The organism is Providencia sp. wls1943 (genome assembly GCF_009706275.1).
GTDB lineage: Bacteria > Pseudomonadota > Gammaproteobacteria > Enterobacterales > Enterobacteriaceae > Providencia > Providencia zhijiangensis.
Window position 1 is genome coordinate 125,768 of the sequence record NZ_WLTU01000017.1, and the last position, 23,888, is coordinate 149,655.

At 44.2% G+C, this 23,888-nt stretch carries 23 protein-coding genes; all 23 read right to left on the reverse strand.

Annotation, left to right across the window (positions count from 1 at the left end):
* Positions 1 to 4 precede the first annotated feature (4 nt).
* A complete protein-coding gene (locus tag GKR48_RS08050; protein ID WP_154627699.1) occupies positions 5 to 790 on the reverse strand; it encodes an ATP-binding cassette domain-containing protein in 786 nt (261 codons plus the stop codon).
* The gene (locus GKR48_RS08055; RefSeq protein ID WP_154627700.1) at positions 784 to 1,596 is read right to left on the reverse strand and encodes an ABC transporter permease; all 813 of its coding nucleotides are present in this window, start codon (positions 1,594 to 1,596) and stop codon (positions 784 to 786) included. Before GKR48_RS08055 ends, GKR48_RS08050 begins: the two co-directional genes overlap by 7 nt.
* Entirely contained in the window at positions 1,593 to 2,561 is a 969-nt protein-coding gene (locus GKR48_RS08060) for an ABC transporter permease (protein WP_154627701.1), read from the reverse strand. The genes GKR48_RS08055 and GKR48_RS08060 overlap by 4 nt, the downstream gene beginning before the upstream one ends.
* A complete protein-coding gene (locus GKR48_RS08065; RefSeq protein WP_154627702.1) occupies positions 2,561 to 4,141 on the reverse strand; it encodes an ABC transporter substrate-binding protein in 1,581 nt (526 codons plus the stop codon). Before GKR48_RS08065 ends, GKR48_RS08060 begins: the two co-directional genes overlap by 1 nt.
* Positions 4,142 to 4,210: 69 nt before the next feature.
* Positions 4,211 to 5,236, reverse strand: a complete 1,026-nt coding sequence (gene hypE, locus GKR48_RS08070) for a hydrogenase expression/formation protein HypE (RefSeq protein ID WP_154627703.1) — start codon at positions 5,234 to 5,236, stop codon at positions 4,211 to 4,213.
* A gap of 1 nt (position 5,237) precedes the next feature.
* Positions 5,238 to 6,350, reverse strand: a complete 1,113-nt coding sequence (gene hypD / locus GKR48_RS08075; protein WP_154627704.1) for a hydrogenase formation protein HypD — start codon at positions 6,348 to 6,350, stop codon at positions 5,238 to 5,240.
* Positions 6,334 to 6,630: a hydrogenase maturation factor HybG gene (gene hybG / locus GKR48_RS08080; protein WP_036956233.1), complete on the reverse strand. Its 297-nt coding sequence runs from the start codon at positions 6,628 to 6,630 to the stop codon at positions 6,334 to 6,336. Before hybG ends, hypD begins: the two co-directional genes overlap by 17 nt.
* Positions 6,621 to 7,733: a hydrogenase nickel incorporation protein HypB gene (gene hypB, locus GKR48_RS08085; RefSeq protein ID WP_154627705.1), complete on the reverse strand. Its 1,113-nt coding sequence runs from the start codon at positions 7,731 to 7,733 to the stop codon at positions 6,621 to 6,623. Before hypB ends, hybG begins: the two co-directional genes overlap by 10 nt.
* A gap of 126 nt (positions 7,734 to 7,859) precedes the next feature.
* Positions 7,860 to 8,201 (reverse strand): hydrogenase maturation nickel metallochaperone HypA, encoded by a 342-nt coding sequence (gene hypA, locus GKR48_RS08090; RefSeq protein WP_154603408.1) that lies wholly within the window; start codon positions 8,199 to 8,201, stop codon positions 7,860 to 7,862.
* Entirely contained in the window at positions 8,201 to 8,686 is a 486-nt protein-coding gene (gene hybE / locus GKR48_RS08095; RefSeq protein WP_108478511.1) for a hydrogenase-2 assembly chaperone, read from the reverse strand. The genes hypA and hybE overlap by 1 nt, the downstream gene beginning before the upstream one ends.
* A 7-nt stretch (positions 8,687 to 8,693) precedes the next feature.
* Positions 8,694 to 9,188, reverse strand: a complete 495-nt coding sequence (locus GKR48_RS08100; RefSeq protein ID WP_154627706.1) for a HyaD/HybD family hydrogenase maturation endopeptidase — start codon at positions 9,186 to 9,188, stop codon at positions 8,694 to 8,696.
* The gene (hybC, locus tag GKR48_RS08105; RefSeq protein ID WP_154627707.1) at positions 9,188 to 10,891 is read right to left on the reverse strand and encodes a hydrogenase 2 large subunit; all 1,704 of its coding nucleotides are present in this window, start codon (positions 10,889 to 10,891) and stop codon (positions 9,188 to 9,190) included. The genes GKR48_RS08100 and hybC overlap by 1 nt, the downstream gene beginning before the upstream one ends.
* Positions 10,888 to 12,075 (reverse strand): Ni/Fe-hydrogenase cytochrome b subunit, encoded by a 1,188-nt coding sequence (hybB, locus tag GKR48_RS08110; RefSeq protein ID WP_154627708.1) that lies wholly within the window; start codon positions 12,073 to 12,075, stop codon positions 10,888 to 10,890. The genes hybC and hybB overlap by 4 nt, the downstream gene beginning before the upstream one ends.
* A complete protein-coding gene (gene hybA, locus GKR48_RS08115) occupies positions 12,062 to 13,117 on the reverse strand; it encodes a hydrogenase 2 operon protein HybA (protein ID WP_336431132.1) in 1,056 nt (351 codons plus the stop codon). Before hybA ends, hybB begins: the two co-directional genes overlap by 14 nt.
* A 2-nt stretch (positions 13,118 to 13,119) precedes the next feature.
* A complete protein-coding gene (gene hybO / locus GKR48_RS08120; RefSeq protein ID WP_036956217.1) occupies positions 13,120 to 14,238 on the reverse strand; it encodes a hydrogenase 2 small subunit in 1,119 nt (372 codons plus the stop codon).
* Positions 14,239 to 14,849: 611 nt separating this feature from the next.
* A complete protein-coding gene (gene hypF / locus GKR48_RS08125) occupies positions 14,850 to 17,138 on the reverse strand; it encodes a carbamoyltransferase HypF (protein WP_336431133.1) in 2,289 nt (762 codons plus the stop codon).
* Positions 17,139 to 17,274: 136 nt separating this feature from the next.
* Positions 17,275 to 18,129, reverse strand: coding sequence for an MrpH family fimbial adhesin (locus tag GKR48_RS08130; protein WP_154627709.1), 855 nt, complete (start codon positions 18,127 to 18,129; stop codon positions 17,275 to 17,277).
* Positions 18,130 to 18,148: 19 nt separating this feature from the next.
* Positions 18,149 to 18,661, reverse strand: a complete 513-nt coding sequence (locus tag GKR48_RS08135; RefSeq protein WP_154627710.1) for a fimbrial protein — start codon at positions 18,659 to 18,661, stop codon at positions 18,149 to 18,151.
* On the reverse strand, positions 18,658 to 19,161 hold the full coding sequence (locus GKR48_RS08140; protein WP_154627711.1) for a fimbrial protein: 504 nt from the start codon (positions 19,159 to 19,161) through the stop codon (positions 18,658 to 18,660). The genes GKR48_RS08135 and GKR48_RS08140 overlap by 4 nt, the downstream gene beginning before the upstream one ends.
* An 11-nt stretch (positions 19,162 to 19,172) precedes the next feature.
* Positions 19,173 to 19,655, reverse strand: a complete 483-nt coding sequence (locus GKR48_RS08145; protein ID WP_154627712.1) for a fimbrial protein — start codon at positions 19,653 to 19,655, stop codon at positions 19,173 to 19,175.
* 34 nt (positions 19,656 to 19,689) lie between these two features.
* Positions 19,690 to 20,430: a fimbria/pilus periplasmic chaperone gene (locus GKR48_RS08150; protein WP_154627713.1), complete on the reverse strand. Its 741-nt coding sequence runs from the start codon at positions 20,428 to 20,430 to the stop codon at positions 19,690 to 19,692.
* Positions 20,431 to 20,456: 26 nt separating this feature from the next.
* The gene (locus GKR48_RS08155; protein WP_154627714.1) at positions 20,457 to 22,928 is read right to left on the reverse strand and encodes a fimbria/pilus outer membrane usher protein; all 2,472 of its coding nucleotides are present in this window, start codon (positions 22,926 to 22,928) and stop codon (positions 20,457 to 20,459) included.
* Between the two features lie 155 nt (positions 22,929 to 23,083).
* A complete protein-coding gene (locus GKR48_RS08160) occupies positions 23,084 to 23,650 on the reverse strand; it encodes a fimbrial protein (protein ID WP_154627715.1) in 567 nt (188 codons plus the stop codon).
* Positions 23,651 to 23,888 lie beyond the last annotated feature (238 nt).

The following is a 23,888-nucleotide window of genomic DNA, read 5'->3' on the forward strand; positions in this document are numbered from 1 at the left end:
CTGGCTACCTCCATTCATCCAACATCATAAATTGATGTTCCGGCAGAGCATTCCATAGAGATTGGATCCATTGTCCGCCACCACCTTGTTTGAGTTTTTGACTACTCAGTACTTCTTCAAGCGCACCATTACGCAGTAGTGCCACGCGATCGGCGAAACGCACCGCCATAGAAAGGTCATGAGTCACCCATAACACACCGCGACCATCGCGACACAGAGATTTAATATTATCGAGCAATTGCACCGCATGTTCGTCATCCAGCCATGAAGAGATCTCATCAGCGAGAATATATTCCGCGCGAGAAAGCGTGGCGCTGCTCGCCAGTACCCTTTTAGCCATTCCCCCTGAGAGCTGGCTTGGGTAGTGATTCACAAGGCTCGATTGCAAACTGTACTCTTGTAGATGTCGTGCGACATCGTGCATTTTTATATGCTTCCCGCTAAGTACCGCGGCGCGTTCTAGCTGAGGACCAATCTGAATTAATGGATTTAACGCGCTCACACCTTGAGGCACGTAACACAACGAATTCCCACGATACTGGGATTTGGTTTTCTCTGTCAGGGCTTGACCATTCAGTTCGATATTCCCTTTACAGCGCATATTGTCTGGCAATAATCCTAATGCGCTTTGTAGCAATAAACTTTTACCTTCACCACTACCGCCAATCAGCGCCACCATTTCACCAGGTTGAATATCTAGCGAAATATCTTGCAGTAATGGAGACCATTGCTTTTTGCCCAACCAACGATATTGCGCCACATCAATGGTCAGATTTTCAAATTTCAGCATGTTGCTCCCCTTAACCACAATTGTTGAGCCGATTTCGCAAATTGGTCAAATAGCAGAACTAACCCCATCAATGCCGCACCGGGGAAAACCACCATCCACCACGCACCGGTACTCAAGTAACGTAACGCTTCAGAAAGCAGAATGCCCAGCGATGGCTCATGGGGTGCTAACCCAAACCCGAGGAAACTTAATGCGGCACTGTGTAACACGGAGTGCGGAAACATCAATAATGTCCCGACCATCCATTGAGGAAGCAACATCGGTAAGTAATGGTAGCGTAAACGCTCAAATGCGCTGTTGCCAATACGATGGGATAACATAATGTAATCCGTTTGCTGAACCCGCAGCAGTTCAGAACGTAGAATCAGCGTTAATTTAGGCCAATGGGTTAATGCTACCGCCCAAATCACGCCCATTTTCCCGCCGCCTAGCGTAAAGCAAATCAGTACCAATAACAGTAAATGTGGTAGAGCGAGTAACGCGTCAATAATGCCGCGCACGACATAATCCATGCTTTTATTGAGCGAAGATAACCCCGCCATCACCAAGGCGATAATGCCACTGGTGATCGAGGCGGTTAAACCAATTTGTAAACTGGTGGCTAGCCCTTGAAATGTACGTTCAAATAAATCGCGCCCTAAATTGTCTGTTCCAAATAAATGCAACAATGACGGCGCTTGTCGCCTATCAAGCAAGCTCATTTCAATATCAGAAGAGAGCAGCCAAAAGGCGTAGCTACCTAATAAAATCAGGCAACTTAATGAAAGGAGTAGTTTGATCAGAGCGCGATTCGGATTATAAGTCATGATTCTCTTATCACTCCCTTATTCACCCGTTTTAATAGCAAATCTGCCATTGTATTGCTGAAGAAAATCAGCACAGCGCACAGCATCACTATCCCCATTAACAGCGGCACATCTCCGCGTAAGCCAGCATCAATGGTGGCTTGCCCTAACCCCGGGTACGCAAACACTTTCTCTGCTAATAATGCGCCACTAAAAAGCTCGCCAACAGAGGCAAACTGCAAGCAAATCGCAGGCGTAATAGCGTGTTTAAGCACATGGAAGCCCATCATTGACCAGCCTTTATCCCCTTGCGCTTGTGCGTAATGAATAAACTCGCTGTTCATCACTTCAGCCACTTTTGCGCGGGTATGTAAGGCAATGGTGCCCACGCCCAACATGCCAAGGGCAATGACCGGTAAAATTAAATGCTGAATTTTTTGTGAAAATGTGGCGGTCTGTTCATCGAGGCCAATCGGCCATGCACAGCAAATTGGTGCCCATTTTAAGGAAACCGCAAACAGGGAAAGCAGCAATAAACCTATCCAAAAGACAGGGATTGAGGCGAGTAGATAACAAAATGCCGAAATAACTTTGTCAGGCCAGCGGTTTAGGTAGCGCCCAGCGACTAACCCAAGCCCAAACCCGACCACACCGGAAAATACCCACGCACTGCCGAGCAATGCCAGTGAAGGAACAATACGGTCAGAAATCACTTGTAAAACAGGGGTATTATATAGCATCGAATACCCCAAATCCCCTTGAAGCATTTGTGAAAACCAGCGCCAGAACTGCATCCAGAGCGGTTGATCAAGCCCCCAACGCGCCGCAATCAGCGGGTATTGCTCAGGGGGCACATGCATCAAGTCGTTACCAATATAGGCTTTGATCGGATCAATCGGCGAGTAACTTAGCAGGATAAAAATCCCCAGCGCGGTTACCGTTAATAAGCAGATAAATCGCAATAAAAGCCCAAAGGTCGTTCGCATTACTTACAAGTCCACTTCCATTCATCGACGTTATTCAACACAGACCAGGAACCGTGAATTTCGGGGGCGCTTTTACCTAAATCAACACATTGATTTGATAAGTAAATATGCTGAACATTCATCAACCAAGCCCATGCCGCATCCCCTTGGATGCCCACACCCACTTTGCCGTTCCAGTCCACTTGTTGCCATAACGGGATAGCGGCATCTTGGTCTGGTTGGCGTAGCGCTTCTTCGATAATTTCATCCACCGCTGGGTTTTTATAGTAACCCGCATTGTAGAAGCCGACACCCGCGGCTTTGCTGCTGTAGTTATGGACTAACTCCATTGGGTCGAGGCTGCCCCAACCAAACAGGGTCGGATTGGCATGCATATGCAATTCAACCGTTTCCCAACTGCCTGATTTCAAATCCATTTCAATACCGAGCGGTTTTAAGCTTGAGCGGATCGCTTGAGCTAAATCGCGGCGAGTTGTGTCCCCACTGGCGTACCACAGAGTGAGTTTCGCCACTTTACCATTTTTCTCTCTCAAGCCGTCTTTATTCAGCTTCCAGCCGGCCTCTTCCAAAATCGCTTTCGCTTTGTCTAAATCCCCATCTTTGAATGACGATTTAGGGTTATTCCAAGGTAACCCAGCGACACCGGTATAAGCCGGAACAGCAAAGCCTTCAAGAACAGATTCTGCCAACAGCTTGCGGTCTAATGCATAGTTAATGGCTTTACGAATAGCCACATCGGAGGTGATGTCGTTACCGATTGGGTTACCCTGCGCATCTTTTTCGCCAGCAGGTGGAATAGGGAAGGAGATCCCACGGTTTTCCACGCTGTAACGTTCAATCAGCTTCATATTAGGGACATTATTGGCGTTGCTTGCCACTGCTGGTGGAATGCGTACAACCTCAAGCTGAGCACTCTGTGCAGCAGCAAATGCGGCATCTTCATCAAGGAACACAAACACCATTTTGTCGTAATCATTTTTAGGGCCGGCATAGTATGGGTTTTGCTCAACAATCAGTTGTTGACCCGGTTGGAAAGCCACTAAACGGTATGGACCTGCCCCAATCGGGTTATGAGCATACGTTTTTGCATCATACTTATCCGCAGAGACGATCCCTAACGATCCCAACACATTGATAAACGTACTTTGCGGAGAGGATAACGTGATTTTAACGGTCAGCGGGTCGATTTCTTCTGCTTTCGCGAAGTTACCCATATCCACTTTACCGCCGCTCGCCGCCGCATTGTTGTAGCTGAATACCACATCTTTTGCCGTTAACGATGAGCCATCCGAGAATTTCAGATCCTTTTTCAAGGTCAGTATCCACTCTTTACCATCTGCATTATGCGTGTAGCTTTCGAGCATATAACTGTGCCAAGACAGATCTGCTTTTTGCTTTAAGAGTGGGCTATGCAGAAGCAAATAACTGCCGTGGCTCCAACCCAACATTGGGTCAAAACCTTCTGTAGGTTCTGCGCCAATGGCAAGTCGTAAAGTGTGTGTCGATGATGCGGGCTCAGCTGCTTGTGCTTGCAGGGTTAATCCCATTAAACACATGGCAACCGCTAATTTTTTAATCATATATCCCTCTAATCGGTGATTTTTTCATTTCGGTACCGTTTTCAGGTACCGTTTTTAGGGTACAAATAACTAACAAATTCGAGGTAATGGCTCGCTATGTGGCAAATCTAACAGTCGGGAAGCACCAAAAATGCCCACCAGCTTCACCTGTTTATTTTCTGTCACACTGCCAATGGTTTTGGCATTAACGCCTAATGGATGTTGATGTAGTGCGGCTAAAACTTGCTGTTCAGCTTCAGGTTTCACCACAATCACTAATTTGCCTTCGTTGGCAAAATTAAGCGGTTCTAGGCCTAATAATTCGCATACGCCACGAACGGCGGAAGAAACGGGTAAATCCCCTTCGTTGATGGAAATACCGCAGCCACTGGCCTGAGCAAACTCATGCAAAATGGCATTCACACCGCCACGAGTAGCATCACGGAGTGCACGAACACCGTCAATATCACGTAGAGGCTCAATAATCGGGGTTAAAACCGCACAATCACTGCTGAGTTGCCCTTCTAAACCGAGCTGTTCACGTAAGTTTAAAATGGTCGCACCATGATCGCCCAGTGTTCCACTGACAATCACTTTATCTCCCACTTGAATTTGCTGAGCGCCCCAATGAATTTCGGTTGGGATCACACCAATGCCTGCCGTATTGATAAACACTTTATCCGCCGCGCCACGCTGTACAACCTTGGTATCCCCTGTCACGATCTGCACTCCCGCCGCTTTAGCGGTTGCCGCCATGGATTCCACAATGGTTTGCAAATCTGACAGTGGTAGACCTTCTTCAAGGATAAAACCGCAAGAGAGGTATTTTGGAACAGCACCGCTAACCGCTACGTCATTCACCGTACCGCAAACCGCCAGTTTCCCAATATTGCCACCGGGGAAAAAAATAGGGTCAATCACGTAGCTATCGGTACTGAATGCTAAACGGTCGCCTAATGCCGTCATGTCTGCGAGAGAAAGGCGCGCTTGGTCTTCACGTTCATCGAGAGCTTGGTTAGCAAAAGCCTGTAAAAACAGCTGTTCAATCAACTGCTGCATGGCTAGGCCACCGCTACCATGAGCCATAGTAACCACGTTTTTAGAATCCGAGCTCATTTTACGCCTCCCGACGATATTGGTAATACGCGGCGCAGGCTCCTTCAGAAGAGACCATCAACGCGCCAAATGCCGTTTGTGGTGTGCAACGTTGCCCAAACAGCGGGCATTCATTTGGTTTACAGCGCCCCGTAAGCACATCACCACAACGTGCTTGAGGGTCATCCGACACTTGATGAGGCTGGATATTAAAACGCAGCTCCGCATCAAAGGTTTGGTAATCAAGAGTTAACTGCACACCTGAACCCGCAATTTCGCCTAATCCGCGCCACTCACTGGTGGCTTTCAGTTCAAACACATCATCCAAGGCTTTCAGTGCCAGCAAGTTGCCTTCATCCGCCACAATGCGCTTATATTGGTTTTCTACCTCACAGCGACCATCCGCAATTTGATCCACCAGCATGGCAAGAGATTGCAAAATATCGAGGGGTTCAAACCCTGTAACTACCAGCGGTTTATGGAATTCTTGGGTAATAAATTGATAAGGATGAGCCCCAATCACCATACTGACGTGCCCCGGCGCAAGGAAGCCATCAATTCGCACATCAGGCTGTTCAAGCAGGCTACGAAGGGTTGGGATAATAGTGATATGTTGGCAAAATACCGAAAAGTTTTTCACTTGGCGTAAACGCGCTTGTTGTAGTGTCAGTGCGGTACTCGGCATCGTGGTTTCAAACCCCAAACCGAAAAACACCACTTCACGTTCAGGGTGTTGCTGGGCAAGATTTAACGCGTCTAAAGGTGAATAAACGATCCGCACATCCGCCCCGCGGCGTTTCGCGTCCAGTAAAGAGCCATTTTTACCCGGCACACGCATCGCATCGCCATAGGTGCAGAAAATCACTTCAGGACGTTCAGCAATTTCAATGCAGCCATCAATACGTCCCATCGGCAGTACACAGACAGGGCAGCCTGGTCCGTGCACAAATTCAATTTCAGGAGGAAGAAGCTGGTCGATACCAAACTTAAAGATAGCGTGGGTGTGACCACCGCACACTTCCATTAACTGCAATGGGCGCTGCTTGGCTCTTGGGATATCCGCAATACGCTTGCGGATATGCGCCAATAAGGCTTTTGCCAAGGCAGGGTCGCGAAACTCATCGACGTACTGCATCTGTTGCTCCCGAATTTAGCCCTGTAAAGTCCCCCACTTCATGGTCTAACTGGCTCATCGCCGTTAGCGCATCAAGGGTGGCTTGAGCCTCTTCTTCGTTAATCACACTCATTGCAAAGCCAACGTGTACCAAGACCCATTGACCTAGCAGATCCGCCGTGTCACCTTCACAAATTAGCCCAATATTCACGTCGCGTTTTACTCCACAGACGTCAACTTGCGCCAATTGGTGGACATCTTCGCCCACCGCAACGATTTTACCCGGTATTCCTAAGCACATAGCTGAGTCTCCAGCCATGCTAACCAAGCATCCATCCCTTCACCGCTAGTGGCAGAGACTTTAATCACTTGGATATTCGGATTCACCCGTTTTGCATTGGCAATGCATGCTTCGACATCAAAATGCAGGTACGGCAGCAAGTCGATTTTATTGAGGATCATAATGTCTGATGCCGCAAACATATGCGGGTATTTTAAGGGTTTGTCTTCACCTTCAGTGACAGACAGCACCGCAACTTTATGACGTTCCCCCAGATCAAAACTCGCCGGACAGACTAAGTTCCCAACGTTTTCAATGAATAGCAGGCTGTTCTCATCCAAACCTAAACGGTCAACCGCATCATGCACCATTTGCGCATCTAAGTGGCAGCCTTTACCAGTATTAACCTGAATGGCAGGTACGCCCGTTTCACGAATACGCTGAGCATCATTGGTGGTCTGCTGATCCCCTTCAATCACCGCGCAGTTCAATTTGTCACGCAGACGCAACAAGGTCTCAGTCAGTAAGGTGGTTTTACCGGAGCCAGGGCTCGACACGAGATTCAATGCTAAAATATTTTTTGCCGCAAAATCTTCGCGGTTATGCTCGGCTAGATGGTTGTTTTTATCCAGAACATCCATCTCAATTTGTAACATGCGTTTTTGGCTGATACCCGGCGCATGGGTTCCCGCTTCACCTTGACCATAATCGAGGTCATGGTGGTCACCTGCAGGGGCAAAAGTGGATTCCGCTTCATGGCTATGATCATGAGCATGTTCATGGGAATGCGGATGCTCGTGCTTATGTTTATGCTTATGTTTTTCAATCTTCACGCCACAGGTTTCGGGCTCAGATTGATAGTAGTGGTTCACATCACCTTGGTGGTAATAATGGTGATGAATAATCACCGTTTTACCACTATGTTCTTCCGCATGACTGTGGTCATGGTGATGATGGTCGTGGTCATGATGGTCATGCCCATGAGAATGTTGATCGTGGTGATGATCATGCTCATGAGAATGATGGTGATCATGTCCATGGTGGTGGTCATGATCATGGTGATGTTGGTGCTCATCACCTTCAATTCTGCGCTCTCCCGAAGCACAGCCACAAGTACTACACATAATGATTACTCCATAAGTGAGTGATGAAGTTAGCTTAGTGCAACATCAGAAAAATAGGTTGATTCACCGCAAGGTCAATTCACAATTTTCGCTCTAAATCACACAAAAGGTTCTTAGATCAAAAATCTATTCGATTTCTAATTCTTTGATTCGCAGGCTGTCACCGTTCTCAACTTTAAGATTAAAACCGTGACATTTAGGACAAGCGGCGTCGTGAGTGTGAACATCAACACTTTCACTACAATCCCAACACCATGCTTGAGCAGGACGATACAGGATATGCAATTGACTACCGTGTGCCACAGTTCCGCGGCACGCGATATCAAAACAAAAACGAAGGGCGCTCTCTTCAATACAAGAGAGCGCGCCAATTTCCAACCAAACGCCGGTCACCTTTTTCACCTGATGCTGTCTTACTTGCTGTTCAATGATCTCGACAGCACTTTGGCATAAAGAGACTTCATGCATTATTGGTCTCCCAGATAACGAGCGAACACAGCGCGACGTTCCGGTGATTTAGGGACATTAGGATCCGTCACAGGTAAAGAGAGCAACATCCGCGCGCAGTCATCAGCCAGATGCTCACCCTGCGTTGCAGTTAGCTTTCTGTCTAATGGCGACATTAATGAACACGCCAAATATTGAGTTAGTCCTTCCAGTTCCCCAACGGTGTAAGTCATTTCGCCATAAGGGAGAATCAAACCGAGTTTCTCCCCAACAACACGATGCTCCCAATATTGGTCAGGACCCGGCAGGATGATCGCACTCAACATCCAAGGGGTGATAACCGCCCCTACCCATTGATTTTCAAATAACGAAAATGCACTGGCATAGATGCCCATCGTCGGATGCAAGAAAGACAAATCATGCATCGATTGCTGGGCAACTCGTTCAAAAGCAGCCTGAACCAGAGGCTGCGGATTTTGAGAGTAACCTTGGATTTCTTTTGGCATGGATTCATTAGGCATGGAGACACTCTTCTTTTGCGATAATCTCTAACCCTTCACTACGTAGCACTTCGATCACTTTTTGCAGTGCAGGCTCTAATGCAGCTTGCCCCGTCGCCGTTAAACCGATATTCGGTTCTAGCGATTCAGGCACAATCCCCACCAGTGTCAGACGCTTTGGAAACTCATCGGTTAGGTGCAACGCCGATAACACATCGGAAAGCCCTAACTGATGGGGTGAGATTTTACGGGTAAACAGCGCGGGTACTTCAGCATCGCGCAGAACTAAAATGCTGCCAGGCTGCTGACTCGACAGCACTACATCCGCAATAATCAGATGGTCACGATCCGCCATGGCGCCAATCAGCTCCATACCTGCCGTTCCACCATCCAATACCTCAACACATTCTGGTAAGTGATAACGTTCTTCGAGTGCTTCAACAATGCGCACGCCGATGCCTTCATCACTCAGCAAAATATTACCAACACCTAAGACTAATATACGCATTACAGCACCTTCACCTTGGTCACTTCGGAGCCTTCTGTATCGACGATATGCACAGCACAAGACATGCATGGGTCGAAGGAATGGATCGTTCTGACGACTTCCAATGGTTTAGATGGGTCAGCCACCGTAGTTCCCACAAGCGCTTGCTCATAAGGACCCGGCTCATCATTGAAATTACGTGGGCCTGAGTTCCATGTGGATGGAACAACGGCTTGATAGTTTTCGATTTTACCGTCTTTTACGACAACCCAGTGGGATAACAGGCCGCGAGGGACTTCACCGAAGCCAACCCCTTTGATCACCGTATCTTGTGGGAAGTTTGGCTTGATAAAAGTGGTGTGATCGCCTTTACCAATGTTATCTACCAGTGCTTGCCATTGAATCGACAGGGTTTCGTTTAATACGCAGCAACGAACAGTACGACCGATAATGCGACCTAATGTTGATTCGAGTTGGTCTTTGGTGATCGTGTTACCCGTTAAGGTTTGATATAAACCGACGACATCATTAAAGTGTTTTTCAGTTGGTTCATGTTTCGCTGCCAGTTTGCATAGCAAGTCAGCTAATGGGCCCACTTCCACGGTTTTATCATAGAAAGTTGGCGCTTTAACCCAAGAGTATTTACCGTCATCTTCCCAGCCAGTGTAGTCAGGAATAGTGGTACCTTCCCAAGGGGCTTGCGGCTCATTATCTTTGTACCAAGCGTGCTTGCTGCTCTCTTTAATACCGTTAATCAGGTATTCGTCAGTGTGGCTAGTGATTGGGCGATAAGTACTGAAATCCCCATTTTCCAGATAACCACCCGGTAGCAAGAAGCTGCCATTTTTGTTGTCCATTGGCATTTCAGGCACACACATATAGTGTTTGGCACCTTTACCCATTTCTAACCATTCTGGATAACCCGATGCAATCACCGCCGCGTCGATTTTGTATACTTGCTCGATAAAATCCCCTAAACGGTCAATAAAGGATTTCACGTACATTAAGCGCTCAAGGTTAAGCACCCCAAGACCATCAAGGTTGATTGGGTTAGCAACACCGCCCACCGCTAAGTTTTGAATATGCGGTGTTTTACCACCCAGCAGAGCCACGATGCGGTTAGCATCACGCTGGCATTCCAATGCTTGCAGGTAATGAGCCACCGCAATTAAGTTCACTTCAGGCGACAATTTCATCGCTGGGTGACCCCAATAGCCGTTGGCAAAAATACCTAACTGACCACTGGCAACTAGATCTTTAATTTTGTTTTGAACGCGGGTGAACTCTTCAGGGCTGTTTAGCGACCATGTTGAGACCCCTTTGAGCATATTCGCCGCTTTGTTTGGGTCAGCTTTCAGTGCTGAAGTAATATCTACCCAGTCCAGCGCAGATAATTGATAGAAGTGCACAATGTGGTCTTGGATAGTGTGCGCCGCCAAAATCATATTACGGATATATTGTGCGTTAACAGGCACTTCAAGATTTAGTGCGCTTTCAATAGTACGCACAGAAATGATCCCGTGAACCGTAGTACATACCCCACAAATACGCTGCATGATCATCCATGCATCGCGGGCATCTTTCCCTTTTACGATCTCTTCCATACCACGCCACATGGTGCCGGATGCCCACGCTTTAGTGACTTTTCCATCTTCGATTTCGCAATCAATGCGTAAGTGACCTTCGATACGAGTTACCGGGTCGATAGTTATACGTTGGCTCATGCTTTACCTCGGGCCTGAGAAGGATTTGAATTAGATTTTTTTATTGCTGGAATAATCGGCAGTAGGCGAACTAACAAGATGTATGCGCACACCTCGATGGCCACAAAACCGATGGAAATTAATATCTCTTCTGCGGTTGGGAAATAGTCATATCCACCGCCAGGATTGAAGGCGATCAGTGAGTAGCTCATACGCCATAGCGCAGAACCCAGTAACATGCTTAATCCACTGATATATAACCATCTTGAGTCAGTACGCAGAGATGGCATACGGAAGATAATCAGCGGGATCACCATTAATGCAGTCTCAATCCAGAACATCATGGCGTAGAAATCCATCGCCATCACATAGTGCATCTTGCCGCGGTAAATCAGTTCGCCGAAACGGCAAACCAAGAACAGTACTAAGAATACTTGAAGGATATTGGTTAACTTAACAAACAGAGGCCGTTCATCAGCCCCTTGCCCTTTTAACGCTGACTGCAATAAGGAGCCTTCAAAAATCACAATGGAGAACCCCATAATGAAGGCGGTCAGTAGCGATAATAACGGCAACATTTCATAGCTTTGCCAAATCGGATGAACCTTGTGCCCTGCAGCAATCATCAGTGAACCCATGGAAGATTGGTGCATCATTGGCAGTAACGCGCCCAATGCGATGATGAAAAACATCACTTTATTCAGGCGTTTTAATGACACTTTCCAATTAAAACGTTCACAAATTGCAGGGGCAAACTCCAGCGCCATCACACCGATGTAGATAGTCATACACACCGCGGTTTCAAACAGCACGGAGTTAGTATTAAAGTATCCTGGAATATAGAAATAAGGCAGGTTCCAGTAGCGACCCACGTCGATGGTGATGGACAAACCACCGAGAGAATAACCAAACAGACTTGCCAGCAGTGCAGGACGCACTAACGGATGATATTCACCGCGGTTAAAGACATACACCGCCCACGCTAGTGCCCATCCACCACAAGCAAAACCAGTACCAATCAGTAAGTCGAAGGCAATCCAGATCCCCCATGGGTATCCACCGTTCAGATCAGAAACTGAACCCAGCCCAAAGACTAAACGTTTTACAATCAAAATCAGGCACAAGATGACAAACGGTCCGAAGACAATCACTGGCCAACTGACTAAACGCCCACCTAGCGGCTGCTCTTTATCATGCGTTGCCATTAGCGTCGTCCCCCTTGTCCTTATGATTTTGGTCGTCATGATTTTGGTCATCATGCGTTTTATGGTCATGAGACTTATCGTCATGAGAATCATGATTCTTGGTATTGCGATACACTAAGAAACTCAGTCCCGCTAATGCCGCGAGAGGCAAAACCATGCCTTTATACAAGGTGTGCTGAACATTCTCAGAACGTGCACCCGTTGCCAGTTCGTCTAACTCTGGCAGTCCCAGATTTTGATATGGCACGCCAGAAAGCACCATGACCTGAGTACCACCGCCTTCCAATTCACCGTAAATATGCTGCTGGTATTTTGGTGCTGGCATCACATTTGGATCATTGTGATGGACTGTTTGGCGAGGGAAGCCGTACTCTTCGCCCACTTTCAGGGATAAACGTTTTTTCGCTTCAGCGAGAAGCTCTTCACGGGTACCAAAAATCACAGCTCCCGTTGGGCACACTTCAACACAACCCGGTAAACCGCCTTTATCTAAGCGCTCTACGCCTTTTTGGTTACACAGTTCACATTTATGAATTGCACCAAATTTGTCGTCATAAGCATATTTAGGAATGTTGAATGGACAGCCCACCATGCAATAACGACAACCCGTACAGATATCTGGGTCGTAATGCACGATGCCTGTTTTCGGATCTTTGGTGAGCGCAGAAACAGGGCAAACAGAGACGCAGTTAGGATCAACACAATGCATACACTGTTTTTTAATGTAGGCGTAACCGTCTTTTTCCTGATCTTTATGTAAGCCTGAGCCATCGCTCCAAACTTGAATCACGTTGTTGGTGTATGGCGTCAGTTTGTCATTGTTTGACCATGTTTGAGGCCCAACAGGATTGCGCTCAGGATGGTTAATATCCTGACACTTGGTGACGCACGCCTGACAACCGACACAGAGTGTCGAGTCATACAACATACCCAACGCATTCGGAATTGGCGGTCTATTTTCCGCTCCCGCCAAGCTCGGTGAAGTGGTGCTTGCAAGCAGCGCTCCCCCTGCTGAGAGCTTAAGGAAATTTCGTCTATCCACGGTTATTCTCCCCGTGAGTTGGTATCATTTTGACGCTTTTGACGCCCTAACTCACGTACAGCCATCACACTGACACCCGCCACCAAACCGACCACACCACCGATTAAGCCCACGGCAGTTGCAGAAACTTGTCCACCTTCTTTGTTATTCAAATCCGGTTTTTCGGAACGTGGTGTTTGGTTTTCCACATTCGCTAATTGGTGGATACCTTTGTGGAAGCCCACATTTTCTTCATTACAGCCGTAGCATGGATGCCCGATAGCCACTGGCCACACGCCGCCAACGTCGCAAAATTGCAAGGTTGAACAATTGCCGTAAGTTTCTGGCCCTTTACAGCCTAAATGGTATAAACACCAACCTTCACGGTGACCAGCATCACCGAACTCTTTTGCGAAGCGCCCCGCATCAAAGTGTGGACGGCGTTCACAGTGTTCATGAATTAATCGACCGTACGCGAACATTGGACGATTTTTGCTATCCAATGCTGGTGGACGGTTATAGGTGATCAGATGGGCAACTGTTGCTAAGAAGTTATGTGGGTTTGGCGGACAACCTGGAATATTGATAACGGTTTTATCTTTGATAACTTCATTTAAGCCAACCGCGCCGGTAGGGTTATCCCCAGCTGCCGCAACCCCGCCCCAAGAAGCGCAAGATCCGATAGCAATAATCGCAGCCGCACCTTCAGCAGCCATTCGGATATGCTCAACGATAGGTTTTCCGGCCACCATGCAGTAGATGCCATCATCTTTCAGTGGAATCGAACCATCGACCACTAAAACATACTTACCTTTATATTTTTCAATAGCATTATGCTTGTTCTCTTCAACTTGCTCACCAAAAGCCGCAGAGAGAACTTCGTGATATTCGAGAGAAATGGTATCGAGAATTAAATTTTCTAGGGTTGGGTGAGTCGCACACAGCAACGATTCTGTGCATCCTGTACACTCTTGAGCACCAATCCAAATGACGGGTGGACGTTCTGGATCACTCACCGCATCAGCCATTTGAGCGGCGGCTTTTCCACTTAACCCCATTGTCGCAGCAAGCGCTGTACACAACTTCATAAAGTCACGGCGATTAATGCCATGGGGAGAAAGAATAGAGTTATCTCCTGCCATTTCTATTTCCTATTATGAGTGGCTTAGAGCCTATTTATTAGGCTATTTTTCTTTACGATTTTGCATTCAAAAAATAAATAAAATCCCCCACATATTAGAAATGTGAATAAGAATTTAGGTATTATTTGTATTCAAAATCGCTTCACCAATTACACCTAATAAGCTGAGGCCTTATTAGAATTACCTGATGTGTAAATATAAATGAGATCCTAGTCCTACCGCTTTTTAATCACTTGATCTTCATCAAGAGCCAATAAGAAATTTGGTCTTTTTTAAATTTATGATAGAAAAATCGATTCAGTGACGAGTTAAAAGATTATTTAACTTTTCATGCTGTTTTCAATTTATTTAAAAAAATGAGAGTTAAAATGTTAAAAACGATAACAAAACGTTGCCATATCATGATGTTAAAATAAAAACCACTCGTAAGGTTTTATAGACAAGTATAATTAACCGAATTTCGAGTAACGAATTATTCCAATAATGACCATTATGGTGAAAACAAATAAGAATTAATATCAATTAAATTAAATACGAATGAATATCAAAAATAAATAAAGATAAATGTATTTATTAATATATATCTAATTAAAACAAATAAAGCCTGACTATTATTCTTGGTTATTTTTCTTCAATATTGCGGCAGCGATCGCAACTTGCCCCAATGCAAGTCCACCATCTCCCATCGGTAATTGACGAGCATGCAATACCTCAAGAGGCTGCAATTTCTCTATTAGTAAATGACGTAATAATTGGTTGTGCAGAACACCACCAGACAGCACCACGTGTTGAATGTTGTGCAATTTCGCTTGTTGCAATGCTAAATCTGCAAATCCTTGCGCTAATGCTTGATGAAAAGCATGGGCACGTTCAGCTCTCGGTGCACCATAAGCCAGCCATTCATGCCAGAAAGTGGTTAGATCCAATTGATTACCCACCACCGGCATTGTGACAGGATGCTGCTGAACTGAGCTTTGCAATGCTAACGCTTCTAGCTGACAAGCACCCTCGCCTTCCCAACTGGTTTGCGCAGGGCAGATCCCTAACGCAGCTGCGACAGCATCAAATAATCGTCCGGCCGACGAAGCGCTTGGACAGTTAAGCTTTTTAGCAATCGCTTTTTGTAATAGTGGATAAGCAAAAGGAGCAAGCTCCGAAGCAATGGGCTTCGCTTGCCAATCAGGCACAAATTTTTCTAGATGAGCCAATAAATTACGCCATGGTTGGCGAGACGCTAAATCCCCACCCGGCATAGCAACTGGTGGTAATCCGCCAAGGTGTTGGCTAGAGGCATAATCGACAAGTAAGCACTCACCGCCCCACAGCCGCTTATCATCACCGAAACCGAGACCATCCAGTGCCAAACCAATCACTTTTTCATTACCTAACGGGATACCATGTTCCACCATCACCGCCGCAATATGGGCATGATGATGCTGAACGTGGATCATCGGGATATTCAGCTGCTCACTTAACGAATTACCGTAACGGTGGCTCACATAGTTGGGGTGCATATCCCCGACTAAATATTCAGGTTTAAATCGATAAATCGACTCAAACAGTGCAATGGATTGCTGATATTGTTGGTAAATATCGATATCGTCTAAGTCACCTAAATGCTGGCTCATCACCGCGCTTTTATCTCTAAGAAGACAAAAGGTATTTTTTAAATCCGCACCTAGCGCCAAAATAGACGGTGAGTTTTCAAAGCCCGCCGGAAGGCCAATGGCATCTGGCACATAACCTCGGGCTCGGCGTAACATTTCCGCTTTTCCGGCATGGTAACGCACTAAAGAGTCATCCGCCCGTTGAACAATATCGCGATTATGCATCAGCCAAATATCTGCGATATTCGCTAAATCCGTGAAAGCCGCTTGTTCCGCGAGTACGGGGGGTTTGCCCGATGCATTCCCAGAAGTCATCACTAATGGCTTATTCACCTGCGCCATCAGCAAATGTTGCAGCGGATTGGAAGGTAGCATCACCCCGACTTCTCGTAGATGTGGCGCAATATTTTCGCTTAATACGCTATTTTCCCATCCGTGAATAAGCACTATCGGCGCCGCCGCACTGTCAAGTAACGCACGTAAACCTTCAGTAACATCAACCCCTTGAGCTTTTAGCCAGTCGATGGACGGGATCATTACCGCCAGAGGTTTGCTGGGACGGTGTTTGCGTTGACGTAATTGTTCAACTGCATGGAAATGAGTGGCATCACAAGCAAGATGAAAACCGCCAAGCCCTTTAATAGCAGCAATTTTGCCATTCAATAAATCCGCTGCCGTTTGTTCTAAGGCTTGATGGTGAACCGCTAGAATCTTGCCATTCTTGTCACACAGTTGGATTTCTGGACCACAAGCTGCACAAGCATTTGGCTGAGCATGAAAACGTCTGTCTGCTGGGTTTTCATATTCTTGCTGACATTCAGGGCATAAAGGAAATGCCGCCATTGAGGTATTGGGTCGGTCATAGGGCATTTGACGAATAATCGTAAAACGGGGACCGCAATGGGTGCAGTTTGCAAATGGGTAATGATAGCGACGGTTCGCAGGGTCAAACAGTTCGTCGCGGCAGGCTTTGCAAGTTGCAGCATCGGGAATAACTTGAGTATCCATGCGTCCTGCGCCACTGTGGCGAATCGTGAATTTTTCTGGTAACTCATCCCATTGAAAAGGCTGGGATTGAATAGACTCAATATGTGCAAGCGGTGGGCAATGTTGGTATAAAAGTTGGGTAAATAAAGGAATATCCGCAGTCTCTAGTAGGCGAACCAGTACACCTTCGCCATCATTACAGACGTCTCCGTTCAAGGCACATTGATGGGCGAGTTGCCAAACATAAGGTCGGAATCCAACCCCTTGAACCTTTCCTTTGATACGTAACTGTATGCCGTTTTTCACTCAAATGCCCTCTGGTGACTAAGGCTCTATTCTCGCGCTTCTACGTATAAATAACCTGAGTTCAGATCAAAAAATGGCAGAGTTTTAGTCTCGATGTATTGACCAAAACCCTGCCATTGTCTTTTATGCTTGAATACTAAGGGAGCTCAACCGATAACAGGAAAATACCTGAATACTCATCCGGAGCGAGATCTTTGGTTTTTCTTAATGTGCTGGAAACATCAAAAGTTTGTTTCACAAACGAATCTACCGAAAGTACAGTTGATGGCGCACCATTGACTTTAATTTCAGACTCTAGCCCATCAGCCATAAAAATGAAGTTATCGTTATCTAATCCTGCGACAGCAGAAATTTTAACATCCGTTGGATTTGTGCAGCTGATCGTAAAGTTTTCTCTCACTGTATGACCATTCATCGAGCTATTGGATAATGTGCCGTGGTCGATATAGTCTGGACCTTCAATATCACAGTTAGTAATAGCAGGGTCTAACGGTGAACAAAGAATTATTGGGTTATCTGCGGTTTGCTCACGCTGCATTTTTTGTCGATACAAAATACCTAAATTGAAGCAATATCCAACTCCAGGCCTTCTCGGATAAAACTGCCAACGTCCCGGAATTTGCCTATTTAAAACGTTATCTTTTTCTAATGCTCTAGCCACTTCACTGAACGTAACTGGGCTTTCATCCCATGAACTTCGTTCTCTTAATCTCACTGAGTGAGTATCAAAGTTAACAATGTGTGAGCTACCTGCACCATACCCACCATCTGCATAGGTTCCCCATGATCCTAACTCTATATCGCAAGGGCAACTACCTGTCGTTTGAACAGCCATCGGGCGATTATCGTGCTGTAAATCTCCACGTAAAATATATCGCGTATCCATCCATGCGCCATGGTCAGTAACAAGCTCACCTTGCGCCGCAAATTCAGCCCGCGCAAATTGAAAGGACGATATCGCTAACAAACAGATAAGAATAAGTTTTTTCATAATATCCTTAACAACCGAGTTATTCGTAATAGATATTAAAAGTAGTGGTGGCGCTAAAATCCCCGAGTTTAATACTTTTATTTTTGATTGCGTCTTCTTCCCCCAAAATGGAAGCTTTAAGTGGGATCACGCTAGGGAATTTATTGCCATTCATTCCAACGATAGGGTATTGGCTATTAATATCCACATTGCCATTATCGCTACTTAACACGATGGCATAACCCAGATCACCGGGGTCACCATCAATTCGTAACGAGCCTTTAATTTTCGGGTTACTGATCCCCGTAAATGACATCGAAAATGAAAAATCAGGTAAAAATTCGCACTCAGAGAGTGTAATTTCAAAGACTTCGGAGATATCTCTTTGACGATAAAGGTCTTTATCATTGACCTCATGAAATGGCACCACAAGCTCCTCGCCACCATTGACGATACAAGGAATGGCGTGCCTCAATACTCCAGAAAAATTCACCTCATCCGCGAACGCATTCCCAGAGAAATAAAGTAATAGAGTAAAGAAGATTATCTTCATGGATAAGCAACCGTTAATGTTGCGCTAGCGGTAAATTCGCCCGGGTCGACACGAGCAGAACTTGAGCTATTTTTTACTAATGCCGCCTTCAGATCAGGCGTTCTATAGTCCGATTCATAGGTGTATACAAACGTATCGTTCACTCTTAATGTGTTTGAATCATAATAAATTTGTAGAGCGATATCTTTTTGCTCATTGATTCTCAGCAAATCATTATCAAAGGAAGAGCGGGAGCCTTCAAAACTAAAAACGACATCCGTTCCTGAAGAGATGTTGTCACATTCCCACTCAAAATCGATATCTTCTATATATTTTGTACCATCTTTAGTTGGCACTAACGAAACCACTAAGTCATCACCAAAATCCACCTCAATCGGGCGATTATTATTGATGACACATGGCGTACCCTCTATCAAATTTCCTCTAAAGTTCACTTTGACAGCCTGTGCGGTACTTGCGTATGCCAGAAATAAAACGAATGATAACAAGAGCTTTTTCATAAGATAATACCTTAATGATATCCTACAGTGAGTGTTGCAGCAGTAGAAAATTCACCCCCAACAGGTCTTATCCCATTAGCCAGTGCCAGTTCTGCGGTTAAAGAAGGCAAATATTGGATGTTATCAATCTCATATTGAGAACCGATATCCATAGGTTTGTTATCAATATACAGTTTGATATTCAAACCCGGTGTATCCGCGACTTTCAGGCTGTTTGAGGTTTCCCCTTTAACGCCTTCAAAAGCAATATACAGCTCATCAAATCGCGAATCACAACTTAAACTATAAGGAATTTCCTCTGTGTATTTACCTGACTCAATTTGCCCAATAACAATGTCATCGCCAAAATCCACATAGATATCTTCGTTATCATTCAATACACATCCGCCAGATAAAACATTCACTCTGACGGTCACAAACTTCCCATCCGCAAATGCAGTCACAGATAAAAAAAACAGTAAACTAAGACAAAACAGGTTCTTAAATTTAAACATTCGATTTATCCATTTCTCTCATTTGCTTATGGGATTAGTTAGCCGCTTGCGCGTGACACTCTGTTGCAGAACAGACAAACGGAACATCAACCTGACCGCCGTAGTCATTGATATAGTTAATCACTGGCGATGAACCTAATTGATCTGCGGTAATTGACAGTTTTTGCTCAGCAAATGGCGCAACGTCTACAGCAACAAAGCTTTTTGCTTTCTCTGAGTTAGCACTTTTTCTAATGTTGTTTAATACCACGTAGTAAGCCGTTGGGTTTTTGGCATAAATAGCGCCATCTTTTTTGACTAACACTAATTTATTCTGCCACGGCGCATTTTTCATTTGAGTGGAATCAACCGCTAAAGAAGCTGGACGATAGAACAACTTCACGCGTGTTTGTAATGCAATTTGCAGTACGTTAGATTTTTTACTTGTAGGTGGAATTTCTCTTAAATTAAAGAAAAATAAACTTTCTCTATCTTGAGGTAATTTCACTATGTCTGGTAAAGCTTCAATACGCAATTGGCTTGTTTGCCCCGCATTAATTCTTTGGATTGGCGGTAAAATCGTAAAATAAGAGGTTAACTTTTCGCCTTTTTCATCTTGAAACCAACCTTGTGCCAAATAAGGCAGTTGGTTATTTTTATTACTTACCGTTAATGAAACAGAGTTGCTATCGCCATTATAAATAATACGCGTTCTGTCCATTGAAATTGCAGAATAAGCATTCGCGGTCACGAAGCAGCTAAGTAATAATACGGATAATTTTTTCATCATAAACATTAGCCTTCTTTTAAGATTATTATTAATTAATTACATGGTAAGAGCAGTTTGTCGTAAATATTGTGCTCTTCAATATTTTGTGGGAATGTAATCGTACATTCAGAACCTTGCCATAATACTTTCATTGTCTCACCCGGTCTTATTCCACCGATGTAAGCTTCACCTTGGTCACCCACAATACCTGTTGTCTTGCCTGAATTATTTTTAATATCCGCAGCAAATGGTGGGTAACTTCCATCTTGTAATCTCAACGTCACCATCATTTTGATCCCAGAAATAACATCAAAACTACGATAACCTATTGCACCTTCAGTGAGTGTGGTTTGTGTTACGGAATCCGCAATCTCAACATTCTTAGGTAATTTATTAATATCAACAACAACGTCTGTCTTATAGTAGCTATTAATATCAGGAACAACGACTTTTCCAGAACCACTTGAGCGTAAATGTGTACCATTATATTTGACAGGAACATCTTTAACGCCATTTGTATCAACAAAAACTCGCGTTCCACCCGTTGATGTAACTGGGTGCATGCCTATTCCGTACCCCGTCAATGTCATGCCACCTTGAACATTCGCAGACAATGACATAGAGTTATTACTTATATAGTTATAGCTGGTATTAAAGTCATTCATATTACCTTTGTGGCTATAATAACTACTAAATATCCCGCTATGTCGATTATTACCGACAGAAAGTGAAAGGTTATCTTTATTTTCAAGACGCTCATTCATTGTCACTTTATTCGTATTATCATTCTTACCGTTATACGTTGAATAATTGACATAAGTTCCTGATGCTAATGGAACTGAAAGGCTGATATAAACTCCATTATCTTGATAACCCTGCATTTTGCTATTAAACATATTGATAGACAGACCGATATTATGAAACTTGCTAGTATCAAAATACTTCGAGAACGTCATGTTATAGCGATAACTATTTGGGCGGTTCCAATAGGTTTGGTGCGTGTAATTTAAATTTATGGATGAACGCCAATCAGTAAAGTTTTTACTTAGTGATGCAGAATAAGAGCCTTTATTGTGTCCTGCATACATAATATCTTTTTGGTCATTATAAGTGAGGAAGTCACTCATCGTCATAAATTCACGATCCATAAAACGGTAAGCGGATAATTGAATTTGACTATTACTTCCTTCGAAACTTTTATAATAATCGACTTTAAATGCTTTGCCTTTTAAGGTCGGCCCATCTATCAGTGCGGCGATTGAATGATTGAATGAGAACGAAATTGCACCAAATCGAAATAAATCACGTCCAACACCAGCAGCAAAAGAGTTAAATCGACTACTATTTAGCGCACCACCAAAAACTGACCAACCATTGCTAATACCCCATGAAACCTCGCTTTGCGTGAAAGCATCTCCCATGACATGACGATCCATATCTGTTGGTCTACCCGCACTCACTTTATAGCGCACAGAACCTGGGCGAGATAAAAAAGGAATATTCCCAGCTTCAACTTCAAACTCCGAAACACGCCCGTCGCTCTCTTCAACTCTGACTTGTAACGTCCCTGAAATACCGCTATTTAAATTTTGAATTCTAAATGGACCCGCAGGAACTAAACTTTCGTAAATAACGCGTCCATCTTGGCTAATTTTGACTACCGCGTTCGTTTCTGCAAAACCCGTTACCTCTGGCGCATATGAACGTAAGCTTGGTGGCAACATATTGTCGTCAGAACGTAATGAAACCCCAATAAACTTGAAGCTATCAAACAAATCTGTTTGCAGAAAATCCTCACCGAGGGTTAATTTCGATTTTAAGCTGCGAATAGCTCGATAAGCATAAATATTGGTCCATTTAATCTCGTGAGCATCATCAACTCGACTATTCTGCGCATGGTTATATGAACCTTGCCAAAAACCTCGTAAACGCCAGCTATCAAAGTTAGCGCCGACGGCCCCTAATCCTGAAAGGAAAAAAGTATTGTTCGATTTGTTATCACCTAAACTACGGTTATATTGTGAGGTCAGATTATAGTCAAAAATAATACCTTTAATGCCATCTTCCCAACGAGATGCTGATTCCCAGTCGTTGGCTGAATATTCCTGGTAGCTTTTAGGAATATTAATAATTAATGTTCCGGTTGATAAATTAGGTGTTACTGATATTCCTTCTAAGCTAACAATATCTAAACACTCTAAGCCATCAATAGTATTCCACTGTAATACACTTTCAGCTTCTGAATTTAAGTCAAATTTCTCGACAATTTCATCCGTTAAACACGCTTGTGATTTTTCTTCATAACTCACAACAGTTATTTTCTGCTCAGGTATATACGCGTTATTTATACTTAGTTTAAAGGGGTAAATGCCAGGAACAATATAAAGATCTTGTGAAAAAACTGCCAAATTAATATTTTCTCTATCTTCTGCGTTCAATATATTAATATTGAAGTCCACAGCCTCTTCAGAGAGAGCAATTAATGGATTCAGCAACAATAAAGATACCGTGATGAGTTTTTTCATGACTTTATTTTTTATTAACATTTAAAAACACAGAACACATAATTTTATTATTAACTTTTTTCATTACGATGCCCTTAAATTTTAATAAATTTTCTAAGCTGAAGTAATGATTAGTCTCATTACTTCAGCTTACCGTTAATAACTAATCCATTAAATTAGTTATACGACAATACGAAATCAGTTACCGCTTGGAATTCACCCGCAACAATATCAACCGGAGCTTCTGGTTTACCTTGGCTACCTAAACCTTTTACGTATGCAGCAAATTGCAGGGTGTTAGTTGTGCCTTGCAGTTTGTGCTCAGATTTAGTGACTTCATTTAATACGATTGGGTCATTGTTGCTATCTACGATCTGGATACCTGCACCTGCAGCAGTACCTGTAATAGCTAATAGTGATTTAGGATCATTTGTAGCGGCCGCGCCTGAAAATGTAATATTCACGGAATCACCTGTTTCGACAGTACAGTCAATTAATTTAATATCGAACATAACTGGTGAAGATTGACCGTCTGAAGTACCACCATTTTTTAACACCACATCAGCGATTTGACCTAAATCTACAGTTTGGTCAATAGAAGATGGGTCAATAGAACAAGGTGCTGTGATGATGCTACCAGTGAAAGTGACTTTACCATTACCGTGGTTAACTGGTGCTGCGTTTGCACCAAAACTAATTAATGTCGTTGCTGCGATAGCCATAAGAGTTTTATTTAATTTCATTTGGTAAATCCTCAATTAAGTCGTAATTTAAAGAAAAAAGGTAATAAGAAGTCCTGTAATTAATTATTAATTACAATAGAGTCTTAAATTTCAGATACGAGACATAGTTAAATATACTTAGGTAAAACCACGATATATTTATAAATACGTTAATTAAATCTTTTTGCCTTTTGAGCTTTGGTTCACACAAATACTATAATTACACTTAAAAGCTGTAAAGTCGCCATCACCTATCGAA